This is a genomic window from Streptomyces sp. NPDC041200 (assembly GCF_055591805.1).
The window spans coordinates 65,103-87,594 of sequence record NZ_JBVIZF010000012.1; the positions used below are offsets into that span (position 1 = coordinate 65,103).

A 22,492-nucleotide genomic window follows, 5' to 3' on the forward strand; every position below is an offset into this window, starting at 1 on the left:
CCTCGTTATGTGAGTCATTTGACCGCGCCCGCGGCGATGCCCCGGGTCAGGGTCCGCTGGAAGATCAGGAAGAAGATGACCGCGGGGATCACGCCGAGCAGGGCGGCCGCGTTGGTCATGGTGGCGTCCATCAGCCGCTGGCCCTGGAGGACGCCGAGGGCGACCGACACCGTCTGGTTGTCGTTGGAGATCAGCATCACCAGCGGCAGCAGGAACTCGTTCCAGGTCCAGATGAAGAAGAACACCAGCAGCACTCCGATGGTCGGGCGGCTGACCGGCACCACCACCCGCCACAGCACCTGCCACTTGTTCGCCCCGTCGATCCGGGCCGCCTCGATGACCTCCCGGGGGAAGGCGCCGAGGACGGAGGAGAGCAGATACGTGCCGAACGCGGCCTGGATGACGATGAAGACGAGGATCACGCTCAGCCGGGTGTCGTACAGCCCCGCCTCCTTCGACAGGTAGTAGACGGGATAGACCAGCGCCTCCTGCGGCAGCATGTTCGCCAGCACGAAGAAGGCCAGCACCCAGGGGCGGCCCTTCACCCGGCCGATGCCGATCGCGTACGCGTTGAGCACGGACAGCACCGCGGCGCCGATCGCCACCGAGCCCGAGATCAGTACGGAGTTGATCAGCTTCTGACCGAAGTCGACCCGCTCCCAGAAGTCCGTGATCCCGTCCAGGTAGAGCCCCTTCGGCAGGCTCAGCGGCCCGTTCGCGGAGTACTCGGCGGGCGACTTGACCGCGTTGAGGGCGACCACCAGGAACGGCAGCACCATGAGGACGGCCGCCACGATCAGCGCGGCCAGCACCGGATATCGCCTGAGGGCCCTCATCGCTCCTGGTCCTCCGCCCTCGTCTGGAGGCTCAGGGCGACCAGGGCCAGCGCCAGGATGATCACGGTGAGCACGGTCGAGACCGCGGAGCCGTACCCGACCTGCGTCTTCTCGAAGAACGACTGGAAGGAGAAGTACGAGGGGACATTGGTCGCCCCGCCCGGGCCGCCCTTGGTGAGCACGTACACCGCGCCGAACACCTTGAGCGCGGCGATCGTGCACCACAGCAGCACGACGGAGATCTCCGGGCGGATCTGCGGCAGCGTCACATGCCAGAACCGCCGCCACCACGAGGCGCCGTCCAGCTCGGCCGCCTCGTACAGGGACGGGTCGACGCGCTGCAGCCCGGCCATGAACACCACCAGCGGAAAGCCCAGCTGGACCCAGACCATCACGCCCATCACGCTGTACAGCGCGAGGTCCGGGTCGCCCAGCCAGTCGTGGCGCAGCGAGCCGAGGCCGACCGCCTTCAGCACATCGTTGAGGGCGCCGTCCTCGGGGGCCAGGATCCAGCTCCAGACGATGCCCGCCACCGCGATCGGCAGCACCTGCGGGAGGTAGAAGCAGGCGCGCAGCACGCTGGCGGTGCGGGCGCCGAAGTGCTTGCCGACGAAGTCGAACAGCGCGGCCGCCAGCACCAGGCCGAGCGCGGTCGGGATCGCCGCCATCGCCACCACCATGGCGAGGCTGTGCCGGAAGGACTCCCAGAAGGCCTCGTCGTCCAGCAGGGCCCGGTAGTTGGCCAGCCCGGCCCACTCGGGGGTGCCGACACCCTGCCAGTGGGTGAAGCTGATCCCGGTGTTCATCAGGAACGGCACGACGATGACGGCGAGGAAGGCCAGCGCGCCGGGGATCAGGAAGAGCGTGTACGGATACTCGCGCGGCCGGTTCATCCCTTCGGCGCGCCCGCCTCGTACGCCTTCTCCAGCGCGTCCAGATACGCGTCGGGCTTCGCGCTGCCCGTCATCAGCTTCTGCGTCTCGGAGACGAGGGTGTCGTAGAAGCCGGGCACCGGCCAGTCCGGGTAGAAGGCGAGGCCGCCGCGGTCGGAGTAGGCGGTGAAGTCCTCGATCAGGCTCTTGGCCTTGGGGTCGGTGATCGCGGCCGGATCGGCGGCCACGGGCACGCCGCCCTTGTTGCCCAGGGTGTTCTGGATGCCCTTCTTCATCGTGATGTCGATGAAGTCGTACGCGAGCTGCTTGTTCTTCGCGCCCTTGGGGACGACCCACAGATTGCCGCCGGAGCCGAGGGTCAGCTTCGAGCCGGGGAAGGGGAAGGTGCCCCACTCGTCCTTGATCTCCGACTTGAAGCGGCCGAACCACCAGCTGCCGGAGAAGAACATCGGGTACTTGCCCGCGATGAACGCCGCGCCGGCGTCCTCGGCCTTGGCGCCGCTCGAACTCTTCGCGATGTAGCCCTTCTTCACCCAGTCGGCGAAGGTGGTGGCGCCGTAGGTCCAGGCGGCGTCGTGGAAGTCCGGCTCGCCCTTGTACTGCTCGTACGCGTCCACCCAGGCGCGGTCCGCCTTGGACAGGGCCAGCTGGTAGACGTACTGCTGGGCGGGGTATTCGGCGCCCGCGCTGGCGAGCGGGGTGACGCCCTTGTCCTTGAACTCCTTCAGCGCGGCGGTGAACTCCGCGAAGGTGGCCGGGACCTTGACCTTGTGCTTCTCGAAGAGGGTCTTGTTGTAGAAGACCATCGTGTACTCGGCGTAGTTCGGCACCCCGAACCACTTGCCGGAGCCCATCACGCCCCGCGCGTCGTACCGGCTGGTGGTGCGCACCCCGGCGCTCAGCGGCTTGTCCCAGCCGCGCTTGGTGACCTCCGGGGAGAGATCGGTGAGCAGCCCCTGCTTGGAGAGCAGGCCGGTGGTGGCGTTGCCCTTGTTGTACTCCATGAGATCGGGTGCGCTGTCCGAGCCCAGCACCATCGAGGCGGTCTTCTGGATCTGTTCGAAGCCCTTCTCCTCGAACTTCACCGTCACGCCCGGATGGCTCTTCTTGAACTCCTCGATCGCCTGGCTCCAGGCCGCGCCCATGGCGCCGTTGGGCGCCTCGTAATGCCACAGCGTGAGCGTCTTGCCGTCCCCGGCCTCATCCCCACCGCCCCCGCACCCCGCCAGGACCAGGGCCCCCGCGACCACGGCCGCGATTCCGGCCACCGCTCGTGTCGTCCGTCGTCTCGTCCGTTTCCGTGCCGTCAACATCCACTGCCTCCGGGAGGGTTGGGAGGAATGTGCACGTGCAACGTTCGTCGAAGCGCTTCGATGGGCAGAGGTATAGGCGGGCGCGCAGAGGTATGTCAATGGCGTTGACAAAATGCTGGGGAAGCCCGTGGATCAGGCGCACGGGCGGAAGCCCACCGGTCGCCCCGGCCGGGCGGCACGTCAGGCGGGGCCGATCACCAGGCCGTGACCCGCGGGACAGCCGCCGCCCGGACCATGCGGGCGAGAGGCGCCTCACCGCACCCCGCCCCCGCGGGTGAGAGCAAGGTTTCGTGGCGGTCACCTCTCGGCACAGCCCGGTAATCCGCCGTCCCTACTGTCGGCAGCGACACCGAGCACTGTGGAGGCGTGATGACTGCCCCGACCACCACCGCCGCCCGTAAGGGAGGCCGCTGGATCGAGGAGTGGGATCCGGAGGACGAGACGTTCTGGCGGGAGAAGGGAGAGCGGATCGCGACGCGGAACCTGGTCTTCTCCATCCTCTCCGAGCACATCGGCTTCTCCATCTGGAGCCTGTGGTCGGTGATGGTCCTGTTCATGGGGCCGGAGTACGGGGTCGACCCGGCCGGGAAGTTCTTCCTGGTCGCGATGCCCACCCTGGTCGGCGGGGTGCTCCGGGTGCCGTACACGTTCGCCGTGGCCCGCTTCGGCGGGCGCAACTGGACGATCATCAGCGCCGCGATGCTGCTGGTGCCCGCGACCGCGGCGGCCGTGGTGATGGAGCCCGGCACCTCGTACACGACGTTCATGGTGGTCGCGGCGCTCACCGGGGTCGGCGGCGGGAACTTCGCCTCGTCCATGACCAACATCAACTCCTTCTACCCGCTGCGCAAGAAGGGCTGGGCGCTCGGGCTCAACGCGGGCGGCGGCAACATCGGCGTGCCGGTCATCCAGCTGATCGGCCTGCTGGTCATCGGCACGGCCGGGGCCTCCCACCCGCGGATCGTGCTGGCCGTCTACATTCCGCTGATCGTGGTCGCGGCGGTCCTCTCGGCGCTGTTCATGGACAACCTGGCGCCGGTGAAGAACGACGGCGGGGCGGCCCGGGAGGCGGCGCGGGACGCCCACACGTGGATCATGTCGCTGCTCTACGTCGGCACCTTCGGCTCGTTCATCGGCTACAGCTTCGCCTTCGGTCTGGTGCTGCAGAACCAGTTCGACCGCACCCCGCTGCAGGCCGCCTCGCTCACCTTCATCGGCCCGCTGCTCGGCTCCCTCATCCGCCCCGTCGGCGGGCGGCTGGCCGACACGTACGGCGGCGCCCGGATCACGCTGTGGAACTTCGCCGGGATGGCGGTCGCCACGCTCGTGGTCGTCTACGCCTCCGCGCAGCGGTCGCTGCCCGTCTTCCTCACCGGCTTCATCGCCCTCTTCGTCCTCAGCGGGCTCGGCAACGGCTCCACGTACAAGATGATCCCCGGCATATTCCAGGCCAAGGCGGTGGCTCAGGGGCTCACCGGCGAGGAGGCCGCGGCCTACGGGCGGCGGCTGTCCGGGGCGGCGATGGGGCTGATCGGGGCGGTCGGGGCGCTCGGCGGGATCGGCATCAACCTGGCCTTCCGGCAGTCCTTCGGCAGTGCCCACTCCGGCACCCCGGCGTTCGTCTCCTTCCTCGCCTTCTATGCCCTGTGCTCGGCCGTGACCTGGGCCGTATACCTCCGCCGCACCCCGGCGGCCGCCCGGCCCGCGGGTGCGGGTGCGGGTGCGCCGGAGGCGCGGACGGCGCGGGAGCCCGCGTACGCGGATGTGTGAGCCATCCTTCGCGGGGGCGTACGGTCGTAAGGCGTTGCCCGTGACCGTACGCCCCGTTACACCCGGGAAACCTCCGTGAACCGCGTCCGTCATGGGACGGCGCCAAGATGACGACTCACCTCAAGGCGCGCATACGACACTGAACCGGGACGAGAGCCAGAGCCACATGGAGCGAGACCACCACCAGACGCCGACCGTCGGCCCCCTCGCGGGGTTCACCGTCGGCGTCACCGCCGCGCGCCGTGCTGATGAACTCGGCGCCCTGCTGCTGCGGCGCGGCGCGGCCGTCCTGCACGCGCCCGCGCTGCGGATCGTGCCGCTCTCCGACGACGCCGAACTGCTGACCTCCACCAAGCAGTTGATCGACCACGCCCCCGATGTGGTGGTCGCCACCACCGCCATCGGCTTCCGCGGCTGGGTCGAGGCCGCCGACGGCTGGGGGCTGGGCGACGCCCTGCTGGACCGGCTGCGCGACGTCGAACTGCTGGCCCGCGGGCCCAAGGTGAAGGGTGCCGTACGGGCCGCGGGGCTCACCGAGAAGTGGTCCCCGGCCTCCGAGTCGATGGCCGAGGTGCTCGACCGGCTGCTGGAGGAGGGCGTCGACGGGCGCCGCATCGCCGTCCAGCTGCACGGCGAACCGCTGCCCGGCTTCGTCGAGTCGCTGCGGGCCGGGGGCGCGGAGGTGGTGGGCGTGCCGGTGTACCGGTGGATGCCGCCGGAGGACATCGGGCCCGTCGACCGGCTGCTGGACGCGACGGTCGCGCGTGCCGTGGACGCCGTGACCTTCACCAGCGCTCCGGCCGCCGTGAGCCTGCTGGACCGGGCCGAGCGGCGCGGGCTGCGGGGGAAGTTGCTCGACGCGCTGCGCCAGGATGTGCTGGCCGCGTGCGTCGGGCCGGTCACCGCGCAGCCGCTGGAGGCCCTGGACATCCCCACCCGCCAGCCCGAACGCTTCCGGCTCGGGCCCCTGGTGCAGCTGCTGACCGCCGAACTCCCGGGCCGGACCCGGCACTTGCCCGTCGCCGGGCAGCGGCTGGAGATCCGTGGCCACGCGGCGGTCGTGGACGGCGAGCTGCGGACCGTGCCGCCTGCCGGGATGGCCCTGCTGCGGGCCCTGGCCCGCCACCCGGGCTGGGTCGTCGGCCGCGCCGACCTGCTCCGCGCGCTCCCGGGCACGGGGAGCGACGAGCACGCCGTGGAGACGGCGATGGCTCGCCTGCGCACGGCGCTGGGGTCGCCCAAGCTGATCCAGACGGTGGTGAAGCGGGGCTATCGGCTGGCGCTGGACCCGGCGGCCGACGCCAAGTACGCCGACGAGTAGCCGCACCCGCGCAACCAGGTCACACACCCAGCTGCTCGGGGGCACCTCCCAGCGGTAGCTGGGGGAGTTTGAGGAGCGGGGGTGTGGGGGCAGAGCCTCCACCACCACGGCGGCGGGGTACCGGGCCACGGCCCGGGCGGGCACTCTGGGAGGGTGCCCGGAACCCCTGGAGGTGACAGGAGCATGGCGGCGGACGCCTTCGACCTGCGGTTCGACTCCGGTCGCATCAGCCTGGACCTGGTGGCCACCGTCGACGGACGCCTCACCGAGACCCCCGTAGAACGCCTCGACGGCGTCGAACCCCTCCGGGCCTGGCTGCTCGGCACCGGCCTCATCCCGCGCGGCACGGCCCTCGACGCCGTCGACACGGCCTGGCTCACCCGCTTCCGCGCCGCCCGCGACCTCCTCCACCGCATCGTGCACACCGAGGTGGACGGCAGGGCCGCGGGCCCGGACCTGGAGCGGGTGAACGCGCTCGCCGCCACCGCCCCGCCCGCCGTACGGGCCGTACGCGCCACCGACGGCACCCTCGTCGCCCGGCTCGCCGCCACCCCCGACTGCGGGGCGCTGCTCGCCCAGATCGCCCGCGACGCCGTCGCCCTGCTCACCGACCCCGTCGCGCGCGGGCAGTTGCGGCGCTGCGAGGGGGAGAGCTGCTCGCTGCTGTACCTGGACACCTCTCGGGGCCGCCGACGCCGCTGGTGCTCCAGCGAGTTGTGCGGCAACCGGGAGCGCGTGGCGCGCCACCGACGCCGTTTAAACCCAAAGCACGAGCAAAACATGAACGAGTTTCAGACATGACGCAGGCCCCGGATGGGGGGACCGGGGCCTGCGGGGCGGTGTTTGGGGAGGGAGCCCTTTATGGTGGCCGACGCCCGCCCGGCGCCGGGTTCTCGGCCTCAAGTACGTGTCGGGTCTAGGGAAATGTTCAGTGGAGAAGTGGGAGGAATGTCACAGGGTTGTGAATGAACGGCGGATCATTCCAGCCCGTACGCCCCTCGACCCAGCGCCTTGCGTACGCAAAGATGCCCTCGTGACCGAGAGGACGACACCGGACGACGCGCTGATGCGCGCGCTCTATGCGGAGCATGCGGGCCCGCTTCTTGCCTTCGTCCTGCGCCTGGTCGCAGGCGACCGGCACCGCGCCGAGGACGTGGTTCAGGAGACGCTTTTACGGGCCTGGCGCAACGCCGACCAGCTGCAGCGCAGCGGAAACTCCGTACGCCCGTGGCTGGTTACCGTGGCCCGCCGCATCGTCATCGACGGCCACCGAAGCCGCCGTGCCCGCCCCCATGAGGTTGACGCGGCCCCCCTGCATGTCATGCCCGCAGCGGATGACATCGACCGGGCGCTCCGTCAGATGACCATTTCCGATGCCCTGAATGACCTGTCCGATGCGCACAGAGAGGCCCTCGTCGAGACATACTTCAAGGGACGGACGGTGAGTGAGGCTGCGGGAGTGCTGCGCGTGCCGCCCGGGACCGTACGATCCCGGGTTTACTACGCGCTGCGTTCGCTCAAGCTCTCACTTGAGGAACGGGGGGTCTCGGCATGATGCCGACAGCGGACGACCAGCAGCACACCGCCGTCGGCGCCTATGCGCTCGGCGTCCTCGACGCGCCCGACGCGGCGCGTTTCGAGGAGCACCTGATCGGGTGCGAGCGGTGTGCGGAAGAGCTGGACGGGCTGATGGGCATCCCACCACTGCTGTCGGACTACGCGACCAACGCGGACGGCACGGCCGTCCGCGACCCCGCCACCCTCACCGCCCGCCCCGGGCCCGAGCTGCTGGACCGACTGCTCGACGAGGTGACGGTCAGCCGCCGCACGAAGAACCGCAGGCGGCTCTTCCTCGTCGCCGCGGCGGGCATCATGATCGTCGGCGGCCCGCTCGCGGGCGCGGCGGTCAATTCGGGCTCCGGCGACGGCGGCGGCGCTAATCCCCCGGTCGCCGCGGCCAGCCCGGCGCAGGCGGCCTACGACCAGGGCAAGAAGTTCAGCTCTGTGGACCCGAAGACCAAGGTGGACGCCTCGGTCTCGCTCGCCGAGAAGGGCTGGGGCACCTCCATCGCGCTCAAGCTGGGCAACCTCAAGGGGCCCAAGAGCTGCGATCTGATCGCCATCGGCAAGGACGGCCACGAGGAGACCGTGACGACCTGGGCCGTGCCCAGCGCGGGCTACGGGATCAAGGACGGCGACGGCTCCCGCTGGAACAAGGAGCCGTTGTACGCGCAGGGCGGCGCCGCGATGAACGCGAGCGACATCGCCCGCTTCGAGGTCCGCACCCTCGACGGCCAGCGGCTGGCCGAAGTCAACATCTGAGTCGTCAGTATCTGAGTGGCGCGCACGGGTAGGTGTACGGTTGACGGCTGCCCTATGTACACAGAAGGGGGCTTGGGTGGCCGCGCATAACGCCACGCAGAACGCCACGCGGAACGTCACGCACGAAAGCCGGACGGCCCCGCCGCGTGACGGTGGGGACGGGGTCCGGGACCGTGAGATCCGGATCGAACAGACCCATCTGGACCGCGTGTACCGCCGTCTCGAGGAGAAGATCCACGAGGCGGAGTTCCTCATGAACGACGCCGCCCAGCGCGGCCAGGTCGGCACTCCGGGCGCCCTCGCCGAGCGCGACGCCCAGGTGTTCCGGGCCGGGGTCCACCTCAACCGGCTGAACAGCGAGTTCGAGGACTTCCTCTTCGGCCGCATCGATCTGCTCCTCGGCAAGGACGGCGAGCGCGGCCCGGACGGCGCGTACACCTCCGTGGAACCCGCCGACGACGCCATCCGGCCGGGCGAGGAGGGCGGGGAGGGGGACCGCGCGGAGATCGCGGAGACCCTGCACATCGGCCGCATCGGGGTGCTGGACGCCGATTACTCCCCGCTGGTGATCGACTGGCGGGCGCCCGCCGCCGCCCCCTTCTACCGCTCCACCCCGGTCGCCCCCGGCCGGGTCGTGCGCCGCCGCGTGATCCGCAGCAAGGGGCGCCGGGTGCTCGGCGTCGAGGACGACCTGATGCGCCCCGAGCTGACCGCGACCCTCGGCGGCGAGGTCCTGCCCGTGGTCGGCGACGGCGCGCTGATGGCCGCGCTCGGCCAGGCCCGCGGCCACACCATGCGCGACATCGTCGCCTCCATCCAGGCCGAACAGGACCTGGTGATCCGCGCTCCCGCCGCCTCCGTCACCGAGGTGGAGGGCGGCCCCGGCACCGGCAAGACCGCGGTCGCGCTGCACCGCGCGGCGTACCTGCTCTACCAGGACCGCAGGCGGTACGCGGGCGGCATCCTGGTCGTCAGCCCCACCCCGCTGCTCGTCGCGTACACCGAGGGCGTGCTGCCCTCGCTGGGCGAGGAGGGCCAGGTGGCGATCCGCGCGGTCGGCTCCCTGGTCGAGGGCGCCGAGGCCACCACGTACGACACCCCGGCCGTGGCCCGGATCAAGGGCTCCTCGCGCATGATGAAGGTCCTGCGCAAGGCGGCCCGCGGCGCCCTGGAGCTGCCGGCCCGCACCCCCGCCGCCGACGAAGGCGGCCAGCTCACCCTCGACGAAGCGGCTGACGCGACCGACGCCGCCGGGGCGCCCGGCAGAGGCGAGAGACCCGGCGGGCCGCCCGAGCGGCTGCGGGTCGTCGCCTTCGGCGCCCGCGTCGAGCTGGACGCCGAGGAGCTGCGCGGCATCCGGCAGAGCGCGCTGGGCGGCACCGCCCCCGTCAACCTGCTGCGCCCGCGCGCCCGCCGCCTGCTGCTGGACGCGCTGTGGGCCCGTACGGGCGGCCCCCGGCGCTATACGGACCCGGAACTGGCCGCCGAGGCGCGCGAGGGGTTCGACGAGGACATCTCCGGCGAGGACGCGTTCACCGACTTCCTGGACGCCTGGTGGCCCGAGCTGACCCCGCGCTCCGTGCTCGCCGCGATGGCCGACGAGAAGCGGCTGGGCCGCTGGTCACGGCGGGTGCTGAACCCGCGCGAGGCCCGTCAGGTGGCCCGCTCCCTGAACCGGCTGGGCCCGGACGGGCAGGGCCCGCTGTCGGTGCACGACGTGGCGCTGCTGGACGAGCTGCACACCATCCTGGGCGCCCCGGCCCGCCCGGCCAGGCCCCGTGAGGTCGATCCGCTGGACCAGCTCACCGGGCTGGACGAGCTGACCACGTTCGCCGATCGCAGCGCGCCCCGCCGAGGCCGCGCGGAGCAGGAGCGCGCGGACTACGCGCACATCATCGTCGACGAGGCCCAGGACCTGACGCCCATGCAGTGGCGGATGGTGGGGCGGCGCGGCCGCCACGCCACCTGGACGGTGGTGGGCGACCCGGCCCAGTCCTCCTGGTCCGACCCGGACGAGGCGGCCGGGGCCCGCGACGAGGCGCTGGGCACCCGTCCGCGCCGCCGCTTCACCCTGACGGTCAACTACCGCAACCCGGCGGAGATCGCCGACCTGGCCGCCAAGGTCCTGGCGCTCGCGATGCCCGGCACCCCCGCGCCCCGCGCGGTCCGCTCGACCGGCGCCGTACCGAGGTTCGCGCCGCTCCCCGAGCACCCGGACGGCGACCTGGGAAGCCACGTCCGGCACGAGGCGGCGCGGCTGCTGGACGAGGTGGACGGCACGGTCGGCGTCGTCGTCGCCATGGGCCGCCGCGAGCAGGCCCGCCGCTGGCTGGCCGGGCTCGGCGACCGGGTGGTGGCGCTGGGCAGCCTGGAGGCCAAGGGGCTGGAGTACGACGCGACGGTGGTGGTCTCGCCCGCCGAGATCGCCGACGAGTCACCGGCCGGGCTGCGGGTGCTGTACGTGGCGCTCACCCGGGCCACCCAGCGGCTGACGGTCGTCCCGGGCGAGCGCGACGACCCGGACCGCGACGGCGTCCCGGACCTGCTGAGGGCCGACTGAGCGCTGACCGGGGGCCGACCGGGGGCCCGCCGGGGCCCGCCGGGGGCCGACCGGGGGACGGCGCGAAATCGGGCCCTCCGGCGGGGAATCGCTTCCGGGCATGGTTTGTTAGCCTTGCTGTGGCACCGGCTCGATCCAAGCCCCCGGGCCCAACCATCGTCGCTACGAGCGACCACTTGCCGCGAGGCGAGCATGGCGGGTCGGTGCCACCTACAACGTCATAGCGGAGAGGTCCGCGTCCTCACCCGAGGACGCGGACCTCTTCGGCTTGTGGCCCCTTGCGGCCCTGCACGATCTGGAATTCGACCCGCTGGTCGTCCGCAAGGCTGCGGTAGCCGTTGCCGTTGATCGAGCTGTAGTGGACGAAGACGTCCGGCCCGCCGCCCTCCTGGGCGATGAAGCCGTAGCCCTTCTCGGCGTTGAACCATTTGACGGTGCCCTGAGCCATGCCCGCTGCTCCTCGTGTTCCTCGACGCCGGTGGACGTCGTTCGGCGCTGTGCGCGCCAGAGCCTAGGGCCGTGGGCTGCGGGAACGGCCCGCCTCGCCCGGCGTTCCCGCGAAGGAGTGGGGCTTTCCACTCGGCTGACCCCACCCTGGTATGTCAGAACAATATGTCCGAAAGTCGGGCCGGGTTACCTCGTACCAGAAGGTAGGTGCAACCATGCGAGGGCGTGGCCCGGTCGTCCGGGCCCGGAAACCTGGCACAAGGGAAAGCAGAGGAAGACGGTCATGGCAACGGCGCCCAGCGTCTCGTACTCGATGACGGTCCGGCTGGAGGTCCCCGCGAGTGGTACCGCGGTCAGCCAGCTGACCACGGCCGTGGAGTCCTCCGGTGGCTCCGTCACCGGCCTCGACGTGACCGCTTCCGGCCACGAGAAGCTCCGTATCGACGTCACCATCGCGGCCAGCTCCACCGCGCACGCCGACGAAATCGTCGAGAAGCTGCGCGGTATCGAGGGCATCTCGCTCGGCAAGGTGTCGGACCGTACGTTCCTGATGCACCTCGGCGGCAAGATCGAGATGTCGTCGAAGCATCCCATCCGCAACCGTGACGACCTCTCCATGGTCTACACGCCCGGCGTGGCGCGGGTCTGCCAGGCGATCGCGGACAACCCCGAGGACGCCCGCCGCCTGACCATCAAGCGCAACAGCGTCGCGGTGGTCACCGACGGCTCCGCGGTGCTGGGGCTGGGCAACATCGGCCCCAAGGCCGCGCTGCCGGTCATGGAGGGCAAGGCGGCCCTGTTCAAGCGCTTCGCCGGGATCGACGCGTGGCCGATCTGCCTGGACACCCAGGACAGCGACGCCATCGTGGAGATCGTCAAGGCCATCGCCCCCGGCTTCGCGGGCATCAACCTGGAGGACATCTCCGCCCCCCGCTGCTTCGAGATCGAGGCGCGGCTGCGCGAGGCCGTGGACATCCCGGTCTTCCACGACGACCAGCACGGCACGGCGATCGTCGTGCTCGCGGCGCTCACCAACGCGCTGCGGGTCGTCAACAAGAAGATCGCGGACGTCCGGGTGGTGATGTCCGGCGCGGGCGCGGCGGGCACCGCGATCCTCAAGCTGCTGAACGCCGCGGGCGTCCAGCACGCGGTCGTCGCCGACATCCACGGCGTGGTGCACTCCGGCCGCGAGGACCTGGTCTCCGCCGACCCGGACTCCCCGCTGCGCTGGATCGCCGACAACACCAACCCGGACGGCGTCACGGGCACCCTGCGCGAGGCCGTGCGGGACGCGGACGTCTTCATCGGCGTGTCGGCCCCGAACGTGCTCTCCGGCGAGGACGTGGCCGCCATGGCGGACGACGCGATCGTCTTCGCGCTGGCCAACCCGGACCCCGAGGTGGACCCGGCGATCGCCCGCCAGACCGCCGCCGTCGTCGCCACCGGCCGCTCCGACTTCCCGAACCAGATCAACAACGTGCTGGTCTTCCCGGGTGTCTTCCGTGGCCTCCTGGACGCCCAGTCCCGTACGGTGAACACCGACATGATGCTGGCCGCGGCCGGAGCGCTCGCGGATGTCGTCCACGACGACGAACTGAATGCCAACTACATCATTCCGAGCGTCTTCAACGACAAGGTCGCCGGGGCGGTCGCCGGAGCCGTGCGTGAAGCGGCGAAGCCTGTGACCGGGACCACCGCGGTCTGAGCCTGGCACGGCGCGTCGCGGCCCTTGGGCTACCTGGGGCCGCCATAGGGTGGCGGGCAGAAAAACGACCGCCACGGCGCATTTCGTGTGACTCTCCGGGGTTCCGGATTGGCTTTCCCGCCACAGGTGGGGGCAGGATGCGTTCCGGGCGCGAGGGTCTGGAACTGCAGACCCGGGTCCGGGGACTGTCCGAGGGCCCTGGCAGCATCGGCTTCGATCTCACGCCTAATGGCAAGATGAACACGGGAGTACAACATGAACCGCAGTGAGCTGGTGGCCGCTCTGTCCGAGCGCGCCGAGGTGACCCGCAAGGACGCCGACGCCGTTCTGGCGGCCCTGGCCGAGGTGACCGGTGAGGTCGTCGCCAAGGGCGACGAGAAGGTCACCATCCCCGGCTTCCTGACCTTCGAGCGCACCCACCGTGCCGCTCGCACCGCGCGCAACCCGCAGACCGGTGAGCCGATCGAGATCCCGGCCGGCTACAGCGTGAAGGTCTCCGCGGGCTCCAAGCTGAAGGAAGCCGCCAAGGGCAAGTAAGACGCCTGGCGCCTCACGCCTGGCGACACACACAAGGGCGGCCACCCGGTGCGGGTGGCCGCCCTTCGCCGTCTCTCACGGCCCGTTCTGCGGCCTGTGGCGGCCGCTCACGGGCCTGCGGGCCCGGGCGGCGCGCCACGGAGGCGGGAGAGCCCGCCACGGAGGCGGGAGAGCCCGCTAGACGGCGTCCGCGCCGCCCGGCAGCTCCACCTTGGCGCCCAGCTCGACGAGCTTGTGCATGAAGTTCTCGTAGCCCCGGTTGATCAGGTCGATGCCGTGGACCCGGGAGGTGCCCTGGGCGGCGAGGGCCGCGATCAGGTACGAGAAGCCGCCGCGCAGGTCGGGAATGACCAGGTCGGAGCCCTGGAGCCGGGTGGGGCCCGACACGACCGCCGAGTGGAGGAAGTTCCGCTGGCCGAAGCGGCACGCGGAGCCGCCCAGGCACTCGCGGTAGAGCTGGATGTGCGCGCCCATCTGGTTCAGCGCGGAGGTGAAGCCCAGCCGCGACTCGTACACCGTCTCGTGGACGATGGACAGCCCCGACGCCTGGGTCAGCGCCACCACCAGCGGCTGCTGCCAGTCGGTCTGGAAGCCGGGGTGGACGTCGGTCTCCAGGGCGATCGCGTTGAGCTTGCCGCCCGGGTGCCAGAACCGTATGCCCTCGTCGCCGATGTCGAAGGCGCCACCGACCTTGCGGAAGGTGTTGAGGAAGGTCATCATCTCGCGCTGGCGGGCGCCGCGTACGTAGACGCTGCCCTCGGTCGCCAGGGCGGCGCTCGCCCAGGAGGCGGCCTCCAGGCGGTCCGGGAGCGCGCGGTGGTTGTAGCCGTCCAGTTTGTCGACACCGGTGATCCGGATCGTCCGGTCGGTGTCCATGGAGATGATGGCGCCCATCTTCTGCAGCACGCAGATGAGGTCCTCGATCTCCGGTTCGACGGCCGCGTTGGAGAGTTCCGTCACCCCCTCGGCGAGCACCGCCGTGAGCAGCACCTGCTCGGTGGAGCCCACCGACGGGTACGGCAGCCGGATCTTCGTACCCCGCAGCCGGTGCGGAGCCTCCAGGTACTGGCCGTCCGCGCGCTTCTCGATCGTCGCGCCGAACTGACGCAGCACGTCGAAGTGGAAGTCGATCGGCCGGCCGCCGATGTCGCAGCCGCCCAGGCCCGGGATGAAGGCGTGGCCGATGCGGTGCAGCAGCGGACCGCAGAAGAGGATCGGGATGCGCGAGGAGCCGGCGTGCGCGTCGATGTCGGCGACATTGGCGCTCTCCACATGCGTGGGGTCCATGACCAGTTCACCGGACTCGTCACCGGGTCGCACCGTGACGCCGTGCAGCTGCAGCAGCCCGCGCACCACCCGCACATCGCGGATGTCGGGGACGTTGCGCAGCCGGCTCGGACCGCTGCCGAGCAGGGCGGCGACCATGGCCTTCGGCACGAGGTTCTTCGCGCCGCGGACATTGATCTCGCCCTCCAGCGGGGTGCCACCGTGGACGAGCAGGACATCGTTCGAGCGGGTCATCTGGTCTCGCGTTCCTGTGACGGGCAAGGGGGCAAAAGGCAAGACTAATGGCCCGTGAGGCCGCCTCCGTAAGGCTGTTGCACGCATGAATCCGATCGGAATGTGTCGTACCACACTCCGTTCCGGTCCGAGAACCGATCGTCACGTGCGCCGCTCCTGCTGTCGTACGCCCCGACCTGCTCTCATTCGGGTCTCGTCTTCCACTCCCCGTCCGGACCGGATATGCGGGATCATGTGGCCATGACCGAGGTGTCCTCCCTCACAGGACGGCTGCTTGTCGCGACACCGGCGCTTGCTGACCCGAACTTCGACCGCGCGGTGGTGCTGCTCCTCGATCACGACGAGGAGGGCTCCCTCGGCGTGGTCCTGAACCGTCCGACCCCGGTGGGCGTCGGGGACATCCTGGAGTCCTGGGCCGAGCTGGCGGGTGAGCCGGGGGTGGTCTTCCAGGGCGGTCCGGTGTCACTGGACTCGGCGCTGGGCGTGGCCGTGGTGCCGGGGGAGTCGGGCCGGTCCCCGGCGCGCGGCGAGGACGCCGGGCCACTCGGCTGGCGCAGGGTGCACGGGGCGATCGGCCTGGTCGACCTGGAGGCGCCGCCGGAGCTGCTGGCCGCCGCGGTGGGCTCGTTGCGGATCTTCGCGGGGTACGCGGGATGGGGCCCGGGGCAGCTGGAGGACGAGCTGTCGGACGGCGCGTGGTACGTGGTGGAGTCGGAGCCGGGGGACGTGTCGTCGCCCTCCCCGGAGCGGCTGTGGCGGGCGGTGCTGCGCCGCCAGCGCAGCGAGCTGGCGATGGTCGCGACGTACCCGGACGACCCCTCACTCAACTAGGGGGTGTCGCCATCGCGAGGAAGCGCTCCGCCAGGGGGTGCGGGCTACGGGCCGGGACGGCCAGCCGCACGGTGACCGGCGGGGCGTTCTTGAGCCGCAGGAACCGGATGCCGGGGTGGCTGTGGCGCCGCGCCGCGGCCTCCGACACCACGCCGATGCCATGGCCCGCCGCGACCGACTCCAGCCACTCGTCGAAATTGTCCGCGGTGCACGCCAGTTGCGGCCGGTGGTCCTCGGGCCACAGCTCGGGCCGGGTGGTGCCGCTGACGGTGTTCACCACCAGCGGGAACCGCGCCAGTTCGGCCCAGTCCAGGACCCGCCTGCGGGAGACCGCGTCCAGCGCCGTGCCCGCCGCCGTACGCGCCACCGCCGCCACCCGCGCCTCGCGCAGCAGCACCCGGGCGCGCACCTCGTCCCCGAGCGGCGCCTCGCCCCGTACGACCGCGACGTCGCACGCCCCGGCCGCCAGCCCGGCCAGCGGCGCGTCACGGCGCACCAGCCGCACCCCGGCGCCGGTGGCGGCCTCGAAGGTGCTGGTGAGCGCGGCGCAGCGGTCGGGCAGCAGCGAGGTGAAACCGAGCCGCAGCACGGCCCGGCCGCCGACCGCGCGCAGGGCGTCGTCCATCCGGGCCAGCAGCGGGCCGAGGTCCGCCTGCAGCGCCCGGCCGTCCTCGGTGAGGGTGACGCGGCGGGTGGTGCGCTCCAGCAGCCGCGCGCCCACGGCCTCCTCCAGCGCCCGGACGGTACGGGTCAGCGCGGGCTGGCCGATGCCGAGCCGGTCGGCGGCGTGGGTGAAGTTGCGCTCCTCGGCGACCGCGAGGAAGGCGCGCAGCTGACGCAGCCGCAGCGCGTCGATGTCCTGTTCCCTGTGCCGTTCCCCGTGCTGTTCTCTGTGCCGTTCACTCATGCCGATCGAGCATAGATCGGTCCCGGGCGGCATTTCCCCGGCGATCCGGAGAGTGCCTACGTTTCCGGCGTCACTGTGGTTGATCAGGGGAGTTGAACTGTGCGTAAGGTCTGGCTGCTGGCCCTGGGGTCGTTCACCCTGGGCCTCGACGCATACGTGATGGCGGGGCTGCTGCCCGTCGTCGCGGACGACATCGGGACGACGGTGTCCCTGGCCGGGCAGATGGTCACCGTCTTCACGCTCGCCTACGCGATCTCCGCGCCCCTGATCGCGGGGCTGCTGCACGGCGCCCGGCCGCGACTGGTGCTGCTGGCGGCGCTCGCCGTCTTCACCGCGGGCAACGCGCTGACCGCCCTCGCGCCGTCGCTCGGCGCGCTGCTGGGCGCGCGGGCGATCGCGGGCGCCGGGGCCGGGGTGTACTCGGCGATGTCCACCGCCGCCGCCTCCGCGCTGGTCTCCGGTGAGCGGCGCGGCCGGGCCCTGGCCGTGGTGATGGGCGGGATGAGCTGCGGCACCGTGCTCGGGGTGCCGCTGGGCGTCCTGCTGGCCGAGCACACCGGCTGGCGGGCCACGATGTGGCTGGTCACCGGGCTGGGCGCGGTGTCGCTGACCGGGCTCGCGGCGCTGCTGCCGACCGTCCCGGCCGCGCCGGCGGTCTCGGTACGGGCACGGCTGACGGCCGTCACCGACCGGGCCGTGGCCCCGATCGTCCAGGTGTCGTTCCTCGCGGCGGTCGCGAGCCTGGGCCTGTACACCTACCTCGCCCCGGTGCTGGAGTCGGCGGGCGGGGCGCGTGAGGTGGCGCCGTATCTGTGGGCCTGGGGCCTGGGCGGTGTCGCGGGCAGCCTGCTCATCGGGCGGCTCGTCGACCGGGTGGCCGGCGCGGGCCGGGTGGCGGCGCTGGTCGGCGTGATCATGGCCGTGATCACGGCCGCCGAGGCGGTGCTGCCCGTGCTCGCCCCCGTGCCGCCGCTCGCCGGGGCGGCGCTGGTGATCTGGGGTGCCGCGGGCTGGGCGCTCCAGGTCCCGCAGCAGCACCGGCTGCTGGCGCTGAAAGAGGAGCGCGGCACCGTCGCCCTGGCCCTCAACAACTCGGCGCTCTACCTGGGCAGCGCGGTCGGCTCGGCGCTGGGCGGCGCCGCGCTCTCGGCGGGGCTGTCCGGGGGCGTGCTGCCCTGGGCGGCGGCCGGGGTCGCGGCCGCCGGTCTGGCCCGGCATCTGTGGGCGGTCCGGGGCCGGTCGGCCACCGGGGCGCGCACCCGCTCCACCTCGCGGGCATGAGTACCCTAGGGCTGTATGAGCACTCTTGAGCCCGAGCGCGGGGCAGGCACGGGGACCCTCGTTGAGCCGACACCTCAGGTGTCGCACGGTGACGGCGACCACGAGCGCTATGCCCACTATGTACAGAAGGAAAAGATCATGGAGAGCGCGCTCTCCGGATCTCCTGTCGTCGCACTGTGCGGCAAGGTCTGGGTCCCGGGCCGCGACCCGAAGAAGTACCCGGTGTGCCCCATGTGCAAGGAGATCTTCGAGGGCATGGGTGCCGGCGGTGACAAGGACAAGGACGGCAAGGGCGGCGACGGCAAGAAGTAGCCTCCCCGCCCGGCGGCGCCGGAGCTTCGCGTAGACGGCACGTCCGACCCGCGGCCCGAGAGGGGGCCGCGGGTCGGACGTGCCGTGCTGTCCGGCTTCGTTCGGCCCCGTGTCGCGCGGCGGGTGATCCCAGTAGGGTCGGCCCCATGAGCGGGCGTACGGAGAACGGGTTACGGGACGCGGTTGCGACGGACGGGGCGCCGCGGGCGGCGTACTTGGTCTTCGGCGCGCGCGAGGTCGACGAGCCGAACGGGGAAGGCGCCGGGCTCTACTGCCAGTTCGAGAAGGACTGGGACGCCCAGCTGGAGCAGTGCGGGCGGCTGGCCGGGGAGCGCGGCTACCGGCCCGCGGGCAGTTGTGTGGTCTCCGCCGCGCAGCCGGGTCTGCCACGGCTGCTGGAGTGGGCGGACGACCCCGGCTGCGAGATCGTCCTCGCCCCGAGCGCCCGCATCCTGGGGCGTATCGAGAAGACCTGGCCGGATTGGGCCCAGGTGGTGGAGCGGCTGGCCGCGGCGGGCGCCCGGGTGGAGGCCGTGCCGTATCCCGAGCCCGCCTACCCGGGGGAGAAGCTGACGCACCCGTAACGAGGGCTTTCCCGGGCTCGTGGCTTCTGGACCAAAGATTGGTCGAGACCTCTTGTCCGGACCCGAAACGTTCCCTAGCCTGCCGCATATTGTGCTGTGCGAAACACGCGTTGCATGGTGTGCAACGCCCTTGCCTAAGGGTGCGTTTCCATGAAGCTCTCCAGCCCCCTCCGTCTCTCCCGTCGCCTCGCCGCCCCCACCGCGGCGCTGATCGTCGCCGGGCTCACCGCCACCGCCTGCGCCCCCTCCACCTCCGACAACAGCGCCAAGGAAGACGACAAGAGCGGCAATCTGCGCGTCTGGCTCTTCCAGGAGGTCGACAACAAGCCGAAGCAACGGGTCGTCGACGGCGTCGTGTCCGCCTTCGAGAAGAAGCACGACGGGGTCAAGGTGAACGTCACCTACATCCCCATCGACACCCGCGCGCAGAAGATCAAGGCGGCCTTCAACGACCCCAAGAGCGCCCCCGACATCATCGAGTACGGGAACACCGACACGGCCGGGTACGTGGAGGACGGCGGACTCGCCGACATCAGCAAGGAGTTCGGCGCCTGGGACGAGGCGGCGAACACCGACTCCACCGCCAAGAACTCGGTGACCGTGGGCGGCAAGGTGTACGGCGTGCCGCTGTTCGTCGGCGTACGGGCGTTGTACTACCGCACCGACGTCTTCAAGGCCCTCGGCCTCAAGCCGCCCACCAGCCAGAAGGAACTCATCGCGACCGCGAAGGAGATCCGCGAGCGGCGGCCCGATCTCTACGGCCTCTCGGTCGGCGGCGCCTACACCTATGGCGCGCTGCCCTTCATCTGGGCCAACGGCGGCGAGCTGGCCACCGAGAAGGGCCCGTTCGGCTCCAACGAGTACCAGTCGGCCATCGACGGGCCCGAGGCCAAGAAGGGCATCAAGGCCTACACCTCGCTCATCACCGACGACAACTGCCCCCCGGCCAAGTGCGCCCAGTGGGGCGGCAACGACAGCGTCGCCGCCTTCGCCGCGGGCAAGTCGGGCATGACGATCGGCGGCGACTTCAACCACGCGGCGATCGAGGCGGGATCGGTCAAGGGCAAGTACGCGGTCGTGCCGCTGCCCGGCGTCAAGCCGAACAGCATCGCCCCGGCGTTCGCGGGCGGGAACAACCTCGGCGTGCTCAAGAGCAGCACCCACCGCTCGCTCTCCGTCGACCTGCTGGAGCGGCTGGGCGGGAAGAAGACCCAGGCCAAGCTCTACGACGCCATGGGCTTCCTCCCCACCTTCACGGATGTGCGCGGGGACATCGCGCGGAAGGATCCGTTCGTCAAGCCCTTCGTGAAGACGCTGGACACCAGCTCCACGTTCGTGCCCGCCTCGCCCGGCTGGTCGGCCATCGACTCCCAGCTGGTGCTGCCGACCATGTTCCAGCAGGTCATCAGCGGCCGTAAGAGCGTCGACGCCGCCGCCTCCGAGGCGGCGAAGAAGATGGACGAGGCATTCGGCAAGTGACCTCGGGGACCATCACCCAGCACGCCGGGCCGGAACCGGCCCGGAAGTCACCGCCCCGGCGACCCGCCCGCGCCGCCCGGCGGCGGGCCGGGCGGGGGAGCGGGACGCCCTGGCTCTACCTCGCCCCGGCCCTCGTCGTCCTCGGCGGGCTGCTGATCTATCCCATCTACCAGCTCGGGCTCATCTCGTTCCTGGAGTACACCCAGGCCCAGGTGAGCGGCGGGCAGCCGACCAGCTTCCAGGGCTTCGCCAACTACGCCGAGCTGTTCCGGGACAGCGAGTTCTGGAGCGTCACCCTCACCACCGTCGTCTTCGCCGCCGTGTGCGTCGTCTCCACCCTCGCGGTGGGCTGCGCGCTCGCGGTGCTGCTCACCCGGGTCCGGGCGATCCCGCGACTGGCGCTGATGCTGGCCGCGCTCGGCGCCTGGGCCACCCCGGCGGTCACGGGCTCCACGGTCTGGCTGTTCCTGTTCGACCCCGACTACGGGCCCGCCGACCGGGTCCTGACGTGGTTCGGACTCTCCGGCTTCCACGACTACTCCTGGACGTACGGGCGCTACAGCGCCTTCGCCCTGGTGCTGTTCGAGATCGTCTGGTGTTCGTTCCCGTTCGTGATGGTCACCGTGTACGCGGGCATCAAGGCCATCCCGGCGGAGGTCCTGGAGGCCGCCGCCCTCGACGGCGCCTCCGCCTGGCGGATCTGGCGCGGGATCATGGCCCCGATGCTGCGGCCGATCCTCGTCGTGGTGACGATCCAGTCCATCATCTGGGACTTCAAGGTCTTCACCCAGATCTACGTGATGACCAACGGCGGCGGCACCGCGGGCCAGAACCTGGTGCTCAACGTCTACGCCTACCAGGAGGCGTTCGCGTCCTCCGAATACGGGCTGGGCTCGGCGATCGGCGTGGTGATGCTGCTGATCCTGCTCGCCGTCACCCTGGTCTATCTGCGGCTGCTGCGACGGCAGGGAGAAGAACTGTGAGCCACTCCAGCGCCGCCGGTCTCGCGCGGCCGCGCCGCGCGTTCCGCGTCCGCCGCCCCTGGCGGCTCGCGGCCGAGGTCACCGCGCTGGCCGTGGCCGTCGTCGTCGCCTTCCCGCTCTACTGGATGGTGCTCTCGGCCTTCAAACCGGCCGGGGAGATCCAGTCCGCCCACCCCCGGCCGTGGACCTCCGCGCCCTCGCTGGACTCCTTCCGGCGCGTCTTCGAACAGCACGACTTCGGCCGCTACTTCCTCAACAGCCTGCTGGTCGCCGGGGCGGTGGTGATCGCCTCGGGCATCATCGCCTTCCTCGCCGCGACCGCCGTCACCCGCTTCCGCTTCAAGTTCCGCACCACGCTGCTGGTGATGTTCCTGGTCGCGCAGATGGTGCCGATCGAGGCGCTGACCATCCCGATGTTCTTCCTGATGCGGGATCTGGGCGACGCCGTGCCCGGGGTCGGGCTCAACACCCTGGGCTCGCTGATCCTTCCGCACATCGCCTTCTCGCTGCCGTTCGCCATCTGGATGCTGCGCGGCTTCGTGAAGGCCGTCCCCGAATCCCTGGAGGAGGCGGCCTATCTGGACGGCGCGAGCCGCGCCCGCTTCCTGTGGCAGATCCTGTTCCCGCTGGTCCTCCCCGGGCTCGTCGCTACCAGCGTCTTCTCCTTCATCTCCGCCTGGAACGACTTCCTGTTCGCCAAGTCGTTCATCATCAGCGCGACCGAGAACTCCACGCTCCCGATGGCGCTCCTCGTCTTCTTCAAGGACGAGGGCAACGACTGGGGAGGCATCATGGCGGCGTCCACCCTCATGACCATCCCGGTGCTGATCTTCTTCGTACTCGTACAGCGCCGCCTGGTCTCCGGCCTCGGCGGAGCGGTAAAGGACTGA

General features: G+C 71.1%; 21 protein-coding genes. 15 read left to right on the forward strand and 6 right to left on the reverse strand.

The features are described 5' to 3' along the window. Positions 1-14: 14 nt before the first annotated feature. From ACZ6CL_RS25000 to ACZ6CL_RS25010, 3 genes are read right to left on the reverse strand one after another with little or no spacing between them, the layout of a single operon-like run. Complete coding sequence (locus tag ACZ6CL_RS25000; protein WP_468938952.1) at positions 15-836, reverse strand: carbohydrate ABC transporter permease; 822 nt, start codon at positions 834-836, stop codon at positions 15-17. Then, entirely contained in the window at positions 833-1,729 is an 897-nt protein-coding gene (locus ACZ6CL_RS25005) for a carbohydrate ABC transporter permease (protein ID WP_468938953.1), read from the reverse strand. Before ACZ6CL_RS25005 ends, ACZ6CL_RS25000 begins: the two co-directional genes overlap by 4 nt. Further along, a complete protein-coding gene (locus tag ACZ6CL_RS25010; protein WP_468938954.1) occupies positions 1,726-3,042 on the reverse strand; it encodes an ABC transporter substrate-binding protein in 1,317 nt (438 codons plus the stop codon). The genes ACZ6CL_RS25005 and ACZ6CL_RS25010 overlap by 4 nt, the downstream gene beginning before the upstream one ends. 369 nt (positions 3,043-3,411) lie before the next feature. On the opposite strand from ACZ6CL_RS25010, the gene ACZ6CL_RS25015 reads away from it, so the two are divergent. The 6 genes from ACZ6CL_RS25015 (at position 3,412) to ACZ6CL_RS25040 (ending at position 11,015) form a co-directional block, all read left to right on the forward strand. Continuing rightward, entirely contained in the window at positions 3,412-4,812 is a 1,401-nt protein-coding gene (locus ACZ6CL_RS25015) for a nitrate/nitrite transporter (protein ID WP_468938957.1), read from the forward strand. Positions 4,813-4,978: 166 nt separating this feature from the next. Next, positions 4,979-6,133 carry a uroporphyrinogen-III synthase gene (locus tag ACZ6CL_RS25020; RefSeq protein ID WP_468938960.1) on the forward strand — a complete coding sequence of 385 codons (1,155 nt, stop codon included), beginning with the start codon at positions 4,979-4,981 and terminating at the stop codon, positions 6,131-6,133. 183 nt (positions 6,134-6,316) lie between these two features. Then, positions 6,317-6,934: a CGNR zinc finger domain-containing protein gene (locus tag ACZ6CL_RS25025; protein ID WP_468938961.1), complete on the forward strand. Its 618-nt coding sequence runs from the start codon at positions 6,317-6,319 to the stop codon at positions 6,932-6,934. A 265-nt stretch (positions 6,935-7,199) separates the two neighbouring features. Next, positions 7,200-7,688, forward strand: coding sequence for a sigma-70 family RNA polymerase sigma factor (locus ACZ6CL_RS25030; protein ID WP_468939316.1), 489 nt, complete (start codon positions 7,200-7,202; stop codon positions 7,686-7,688). Beyond that, positions 7,685-8,455, forward strand: a complete 771-nt coding sequence (locus tag ACZ6CL_RS25035) for an anti-sigma factor family protein (protein ID WP_468938963.1) — start codon at positions 7,685-7,687, stop codon at positions 8,453-8,455. The genes ACZ6CL_RS25030 and ACZ6CL_RS25035 overlap by 4 nt, the downstream gene beginning before the upstream one ends. 76 nt (positions 8,456-8,531) lie before the next feature. Further along, positions 8,532-11,015 (forward strand): HelD family protein, encoded by a 2,484-nt coding sequence (locus ACZ6CL_RS25040; protein WP_468938965.1) that lies wholly within the window; start codon positions 8,532-8,534, stop codon positions 11,013-11,015. Positions 11,016-11,256: 241 nt separating this feature from the next. On the opposite strand, the gene ACZ6CL_RS25045 is transcribed toward ACZ6CL_RS25040, so the two are convergent. Next, positions 11,257-11,463 (reverse strand): cold-shock protein, encoded by a 207-nt coding sequence (locus tag ACZ6CL_RS25045; RefSeq protein WP_009717477.1) that lies wholly within the window; start codon positions 11,461-11,463, stop codon positions 11,257-11,259. A 282-nt stretch (positions 11,464-11,745) separates the two neighbouring features. On the opposite strand from ACZ6CL_RS25045, the gene ACZ6CL_RS25050 reads away from it, so the two are divergent. Next, positions 11,746-13,167, forward strand: coding sequence for an NAD-dependent malic enzyme (locus ACZ6CL_RS25050; protein ID WP_468938967.1), 1,422 nt, complete (start codon positions 11,746-11,748; stop codon positions 13,165-13,167). A 255-nt stretch (positions 13,168-13,422) separates the two neighbouring features. Continuing rightward, a complete protein-coding gene (locus ACZ6CL_RS25055) occupies positions 13,423-13,704 on the forward strand; it encodes an HU family DNA-binding protein (RefSeq protein ID WP_009717479.1) in 282 nt (93 codons plus the stop codon). A 177-nt stretch (positions 13,705-13,881) separates the two neighbouring features. Here ACZ6CL_RS25055 and murA read toward each other — a convergent pair whose 3' ends face one another. Further along, positions 13,882-15,225, reverse strand: a complete 1,344-nt coding sequence (gene murA / locus ACZ6CL_RS25060; RefSeq protein ID WP_450878817.1) for a UDP-N-acetylglucosamine 1-carboxyvinyltransferase — start codon at positions 15,223-15,225, stop codon at positions 13,882-13,884. A gap of 240 nt (positions 15,226-15,465) precedes the next feature. On the opposite strand from murA, the gene ACZ6CL_RS25065 reads away from it, so the two are divergent. Continuing rightward, positions 15,466-16,056, forward strand: a complete 591-nt coding sequence (locus ACZ6CL_RS25065; protein ID WP_398304505.1) for a YqgE/AlgH family protein — start codon at positions 15,466-15,468, stop codon at positions 16,054-16,056. On the opposite strand, the gene ACZ6CL_RS25070 is transcribed toward ACZ6CL_RS25065, so the two are convergent. Then, positions 16,049-16,963: a LysR family transcriptional regulator gene (locus ACZ6CL_RS25070; protein WP_468938973.1), complete on the reverse strand. Its 915-nt coding sequence runs from the start codon at positions 16,961-16,963 to the stop codon at positions 16,049-16,051. The two genes, ACZ6CL_RS25065 and ACZ6CL_RS25070, sit on opposite strands and share 8 nt — an antisense overlap. 99 nt (positions 16,964-17,062) lie before the next feature. On the opposite strand from ACZ6CL_RS25070, the gene ACZ6CL_RS25075 reads away from it, so the two are divergent. The 6 genes from ACZ6CL_RS25075 to ACZ6CL_RS25100 all read left to right on the forward strand — a co-directional run bounded on the left by ACZ6CL_RS25075 (position 17,063) and on the right by ACZ6CL_RS25100 (position 22,492). Beyond that, the gene (locus tag ACZ6CL_RS25075; protein WP_468938974.1) at positions 17,063-18,244 is read left to right on the forward strand and encodes an MFS transporter; all 1,182 of its coding nucleotides are present in this window, start codon (positions 17,063-17,065) and stop codon (positions 18,242-18,244) included. A gap of 15 nt (positions 18,245-18,259) precedes the next feature. Beyond that, positions 18,260-18,556 (forward strand): DUF3039 domain-containing protein, encoded by a 297-nt coding sequence (locus ACZ6CL_RS25080; RefSeq protein WP_079152402.1) that lies wholly within the window; start codon positions 18,260-18,262, stop codon positions 18,554-18,556. Positions 18,557-18,702: 146 nt separating this feature from the next. Further along, positions 18,703-19,140 carry a recombinase family protein gene (locus tag ACZ6CL_RS25085; protein WP_468938977.1) on the forward strand — a complete coding sequence of 146 codons (438 nt, stop codon included), beginning with the start codon at positions 18,703-18,705 and terminating at the stop codon, positions 19,138-19,140. Between the two features lie 150 nt (positions 19,141-19,290). Then, positions 19,291-20,619, forward strand: a complete 1,329-nt coding sequence (locus ACZ6CL_RS25090; protein WP_468938979.1) for an extracellular solute-binding protein — start codon at positions 19,291-19,293, stop codon at positions 20,617-20,619. Then, positions 20,616-21,602 carry a carbohydrate ABC transporter permease gene (locus ACZ6CL_RS25095; RefSeq protein ID WP_468938981.1) on the forward strand — a complete coding sequence of 329 codons (987 nt, stop codon included), beginning with the start codon at positions 20,616-20,618 and terminating at the stop codon, positions 21,600-21,602. Before ACZ6CL_RS25090 ends, ACZ6CL_RS25095 begins: the two co-directional genes overlap by 4 nt. After that, on the forward strand, positions 21,599-22,492 hold the full coding sequence (locus tag ACZ6CL_RS25100) for a carbohydrate ABC transporter permease (protein ID WP_468938983.1): 894 nt from the start codon (positions 21,599-21,601) through the stop codon (positions 22,490-22,492). The genes ACZ6CL_RS25095 and ACZ6CL_RS25100 overlap by 4 nt, the downstream gene beginning before the upstream one ends.

Coding starts and splice junctions, on each gene's coding strand:
- ACZ6CL_RS25000 (WP_468938952.1), bottom strand. CDS start 836: ATGAGGGCCCTCAGGCGATATCCGGTGCTGGCCGCGCTGATCGTGGCG.
- ACZ6CL_RS25005 (WP_468938953.1), bottom strand. CDS start 1,729: ATGAACCGGCCGCGCGAGTATCCGTACACGCTCTTCCTGATCCCCGGC.
- ACZ6CL_RS25010 (WP_468938954.1), bottom strand. CDS start 3,042: ATGTTGACGGCACGGAAACGGACGAGACGACGGACGACACGAGCGGTG.
- ACZ6CL_RS25015 (WP_468938957.1), top strand. CDS start 3,412: ATGACTGCCCCGACCACCACCGCCGCCCGTAAGGGAGGCCGCTGGATC.
- ACZ6CL_RS25020 (WP_468938960.1), top strand. CDS start 4,979: ATGGAGCGAGACCACCACCAGACGCCGACCGTCGGCCCCCTCGCGGGG.
- ACZ6CL_RS25025 (WP_468938961.1), top strand. CDS start 6,317: ATGGCGGCGGACGCCTTCGACCTGCGGTTCGACTCCGGTCGCATCAGC.
- ACZ6CL_RS25030 (WP_468939316.1), top strand. CDS start 7,200: ATGCGCGCGCTCTATGCGGAGCATGCGGGCCCGCTTCTTGCCTTCGTC.
- ACZ6CL_RS25035 (WP_468938963.1), top strand. CDS start 7,685: ATGATGCCGACAGCGGACGACCAGCAGCACACCGCCGTCGGCGCCTAT.
- ACZ6CL_RS25045 (WP_009717477.1), bottom strand. CDS start 11,463: ATGGCTCAGGGCACCGTCAAATGGTTCAACGCCGAGAAGGGCTACGGC.
- ACZ6CL_RS25050 (WP_468938967.1), top strand. CDS start 11,746: ATGGCAACGGCGCCCAGCGTCTCGTACTCGATGACGGTCCGGCTGGAG.
- ACZ6CL_RS25055 (WP_009717479.1), top strand. CDS start 13,423: ATGAACCGCAGTGAGCTGGTGGCCGCTCTGTCCGAGCGCGCCGAGGTG.
- murA (WP_450878817.1), bottom strand. CDS start 15,225: ATGACCCGCTCGAACGATGTCCTGCTCGTCCACGGTGGCACCCCGCTG.
- ACZ6CL_RS25065 (WP_398304505.1), top strand. CDS start 15,466: ATGACCGAGGTGTCCTCCCTCACAGGACGGCTGCTTGTCGCGACACCG.
- ACZ6CL_RS25070 (WP_468938973.1), bottom strand. CDS start 16,963: ATGAGTGAACGGCACAGAGAACAGCACGGGGAACGGCACAGGGAACAG.
- ACZ6CL_RS25080 (WP_079152402.1), top strand. CDS start 18,260: ATGAGCACTCTTGAGCCCGAGCGCGGGGCAGGCACGGGGACCCTCGTT.
- ACZ6CL_RS25085 (WP_468938977.1), top strand. CDS start 18,703: ATGAGCGGGCGTACGGAGAACGGGTTACGGGACGCGGTTGCGACGGAC.
- ACZ6CL_RS25090 (WP_468938979.1), top strand. CDS start 19,291: ATGAAGCTCTCCAGCCCCCTCCGTCTCTCCCGTCGCCTCGCCGCCCCC.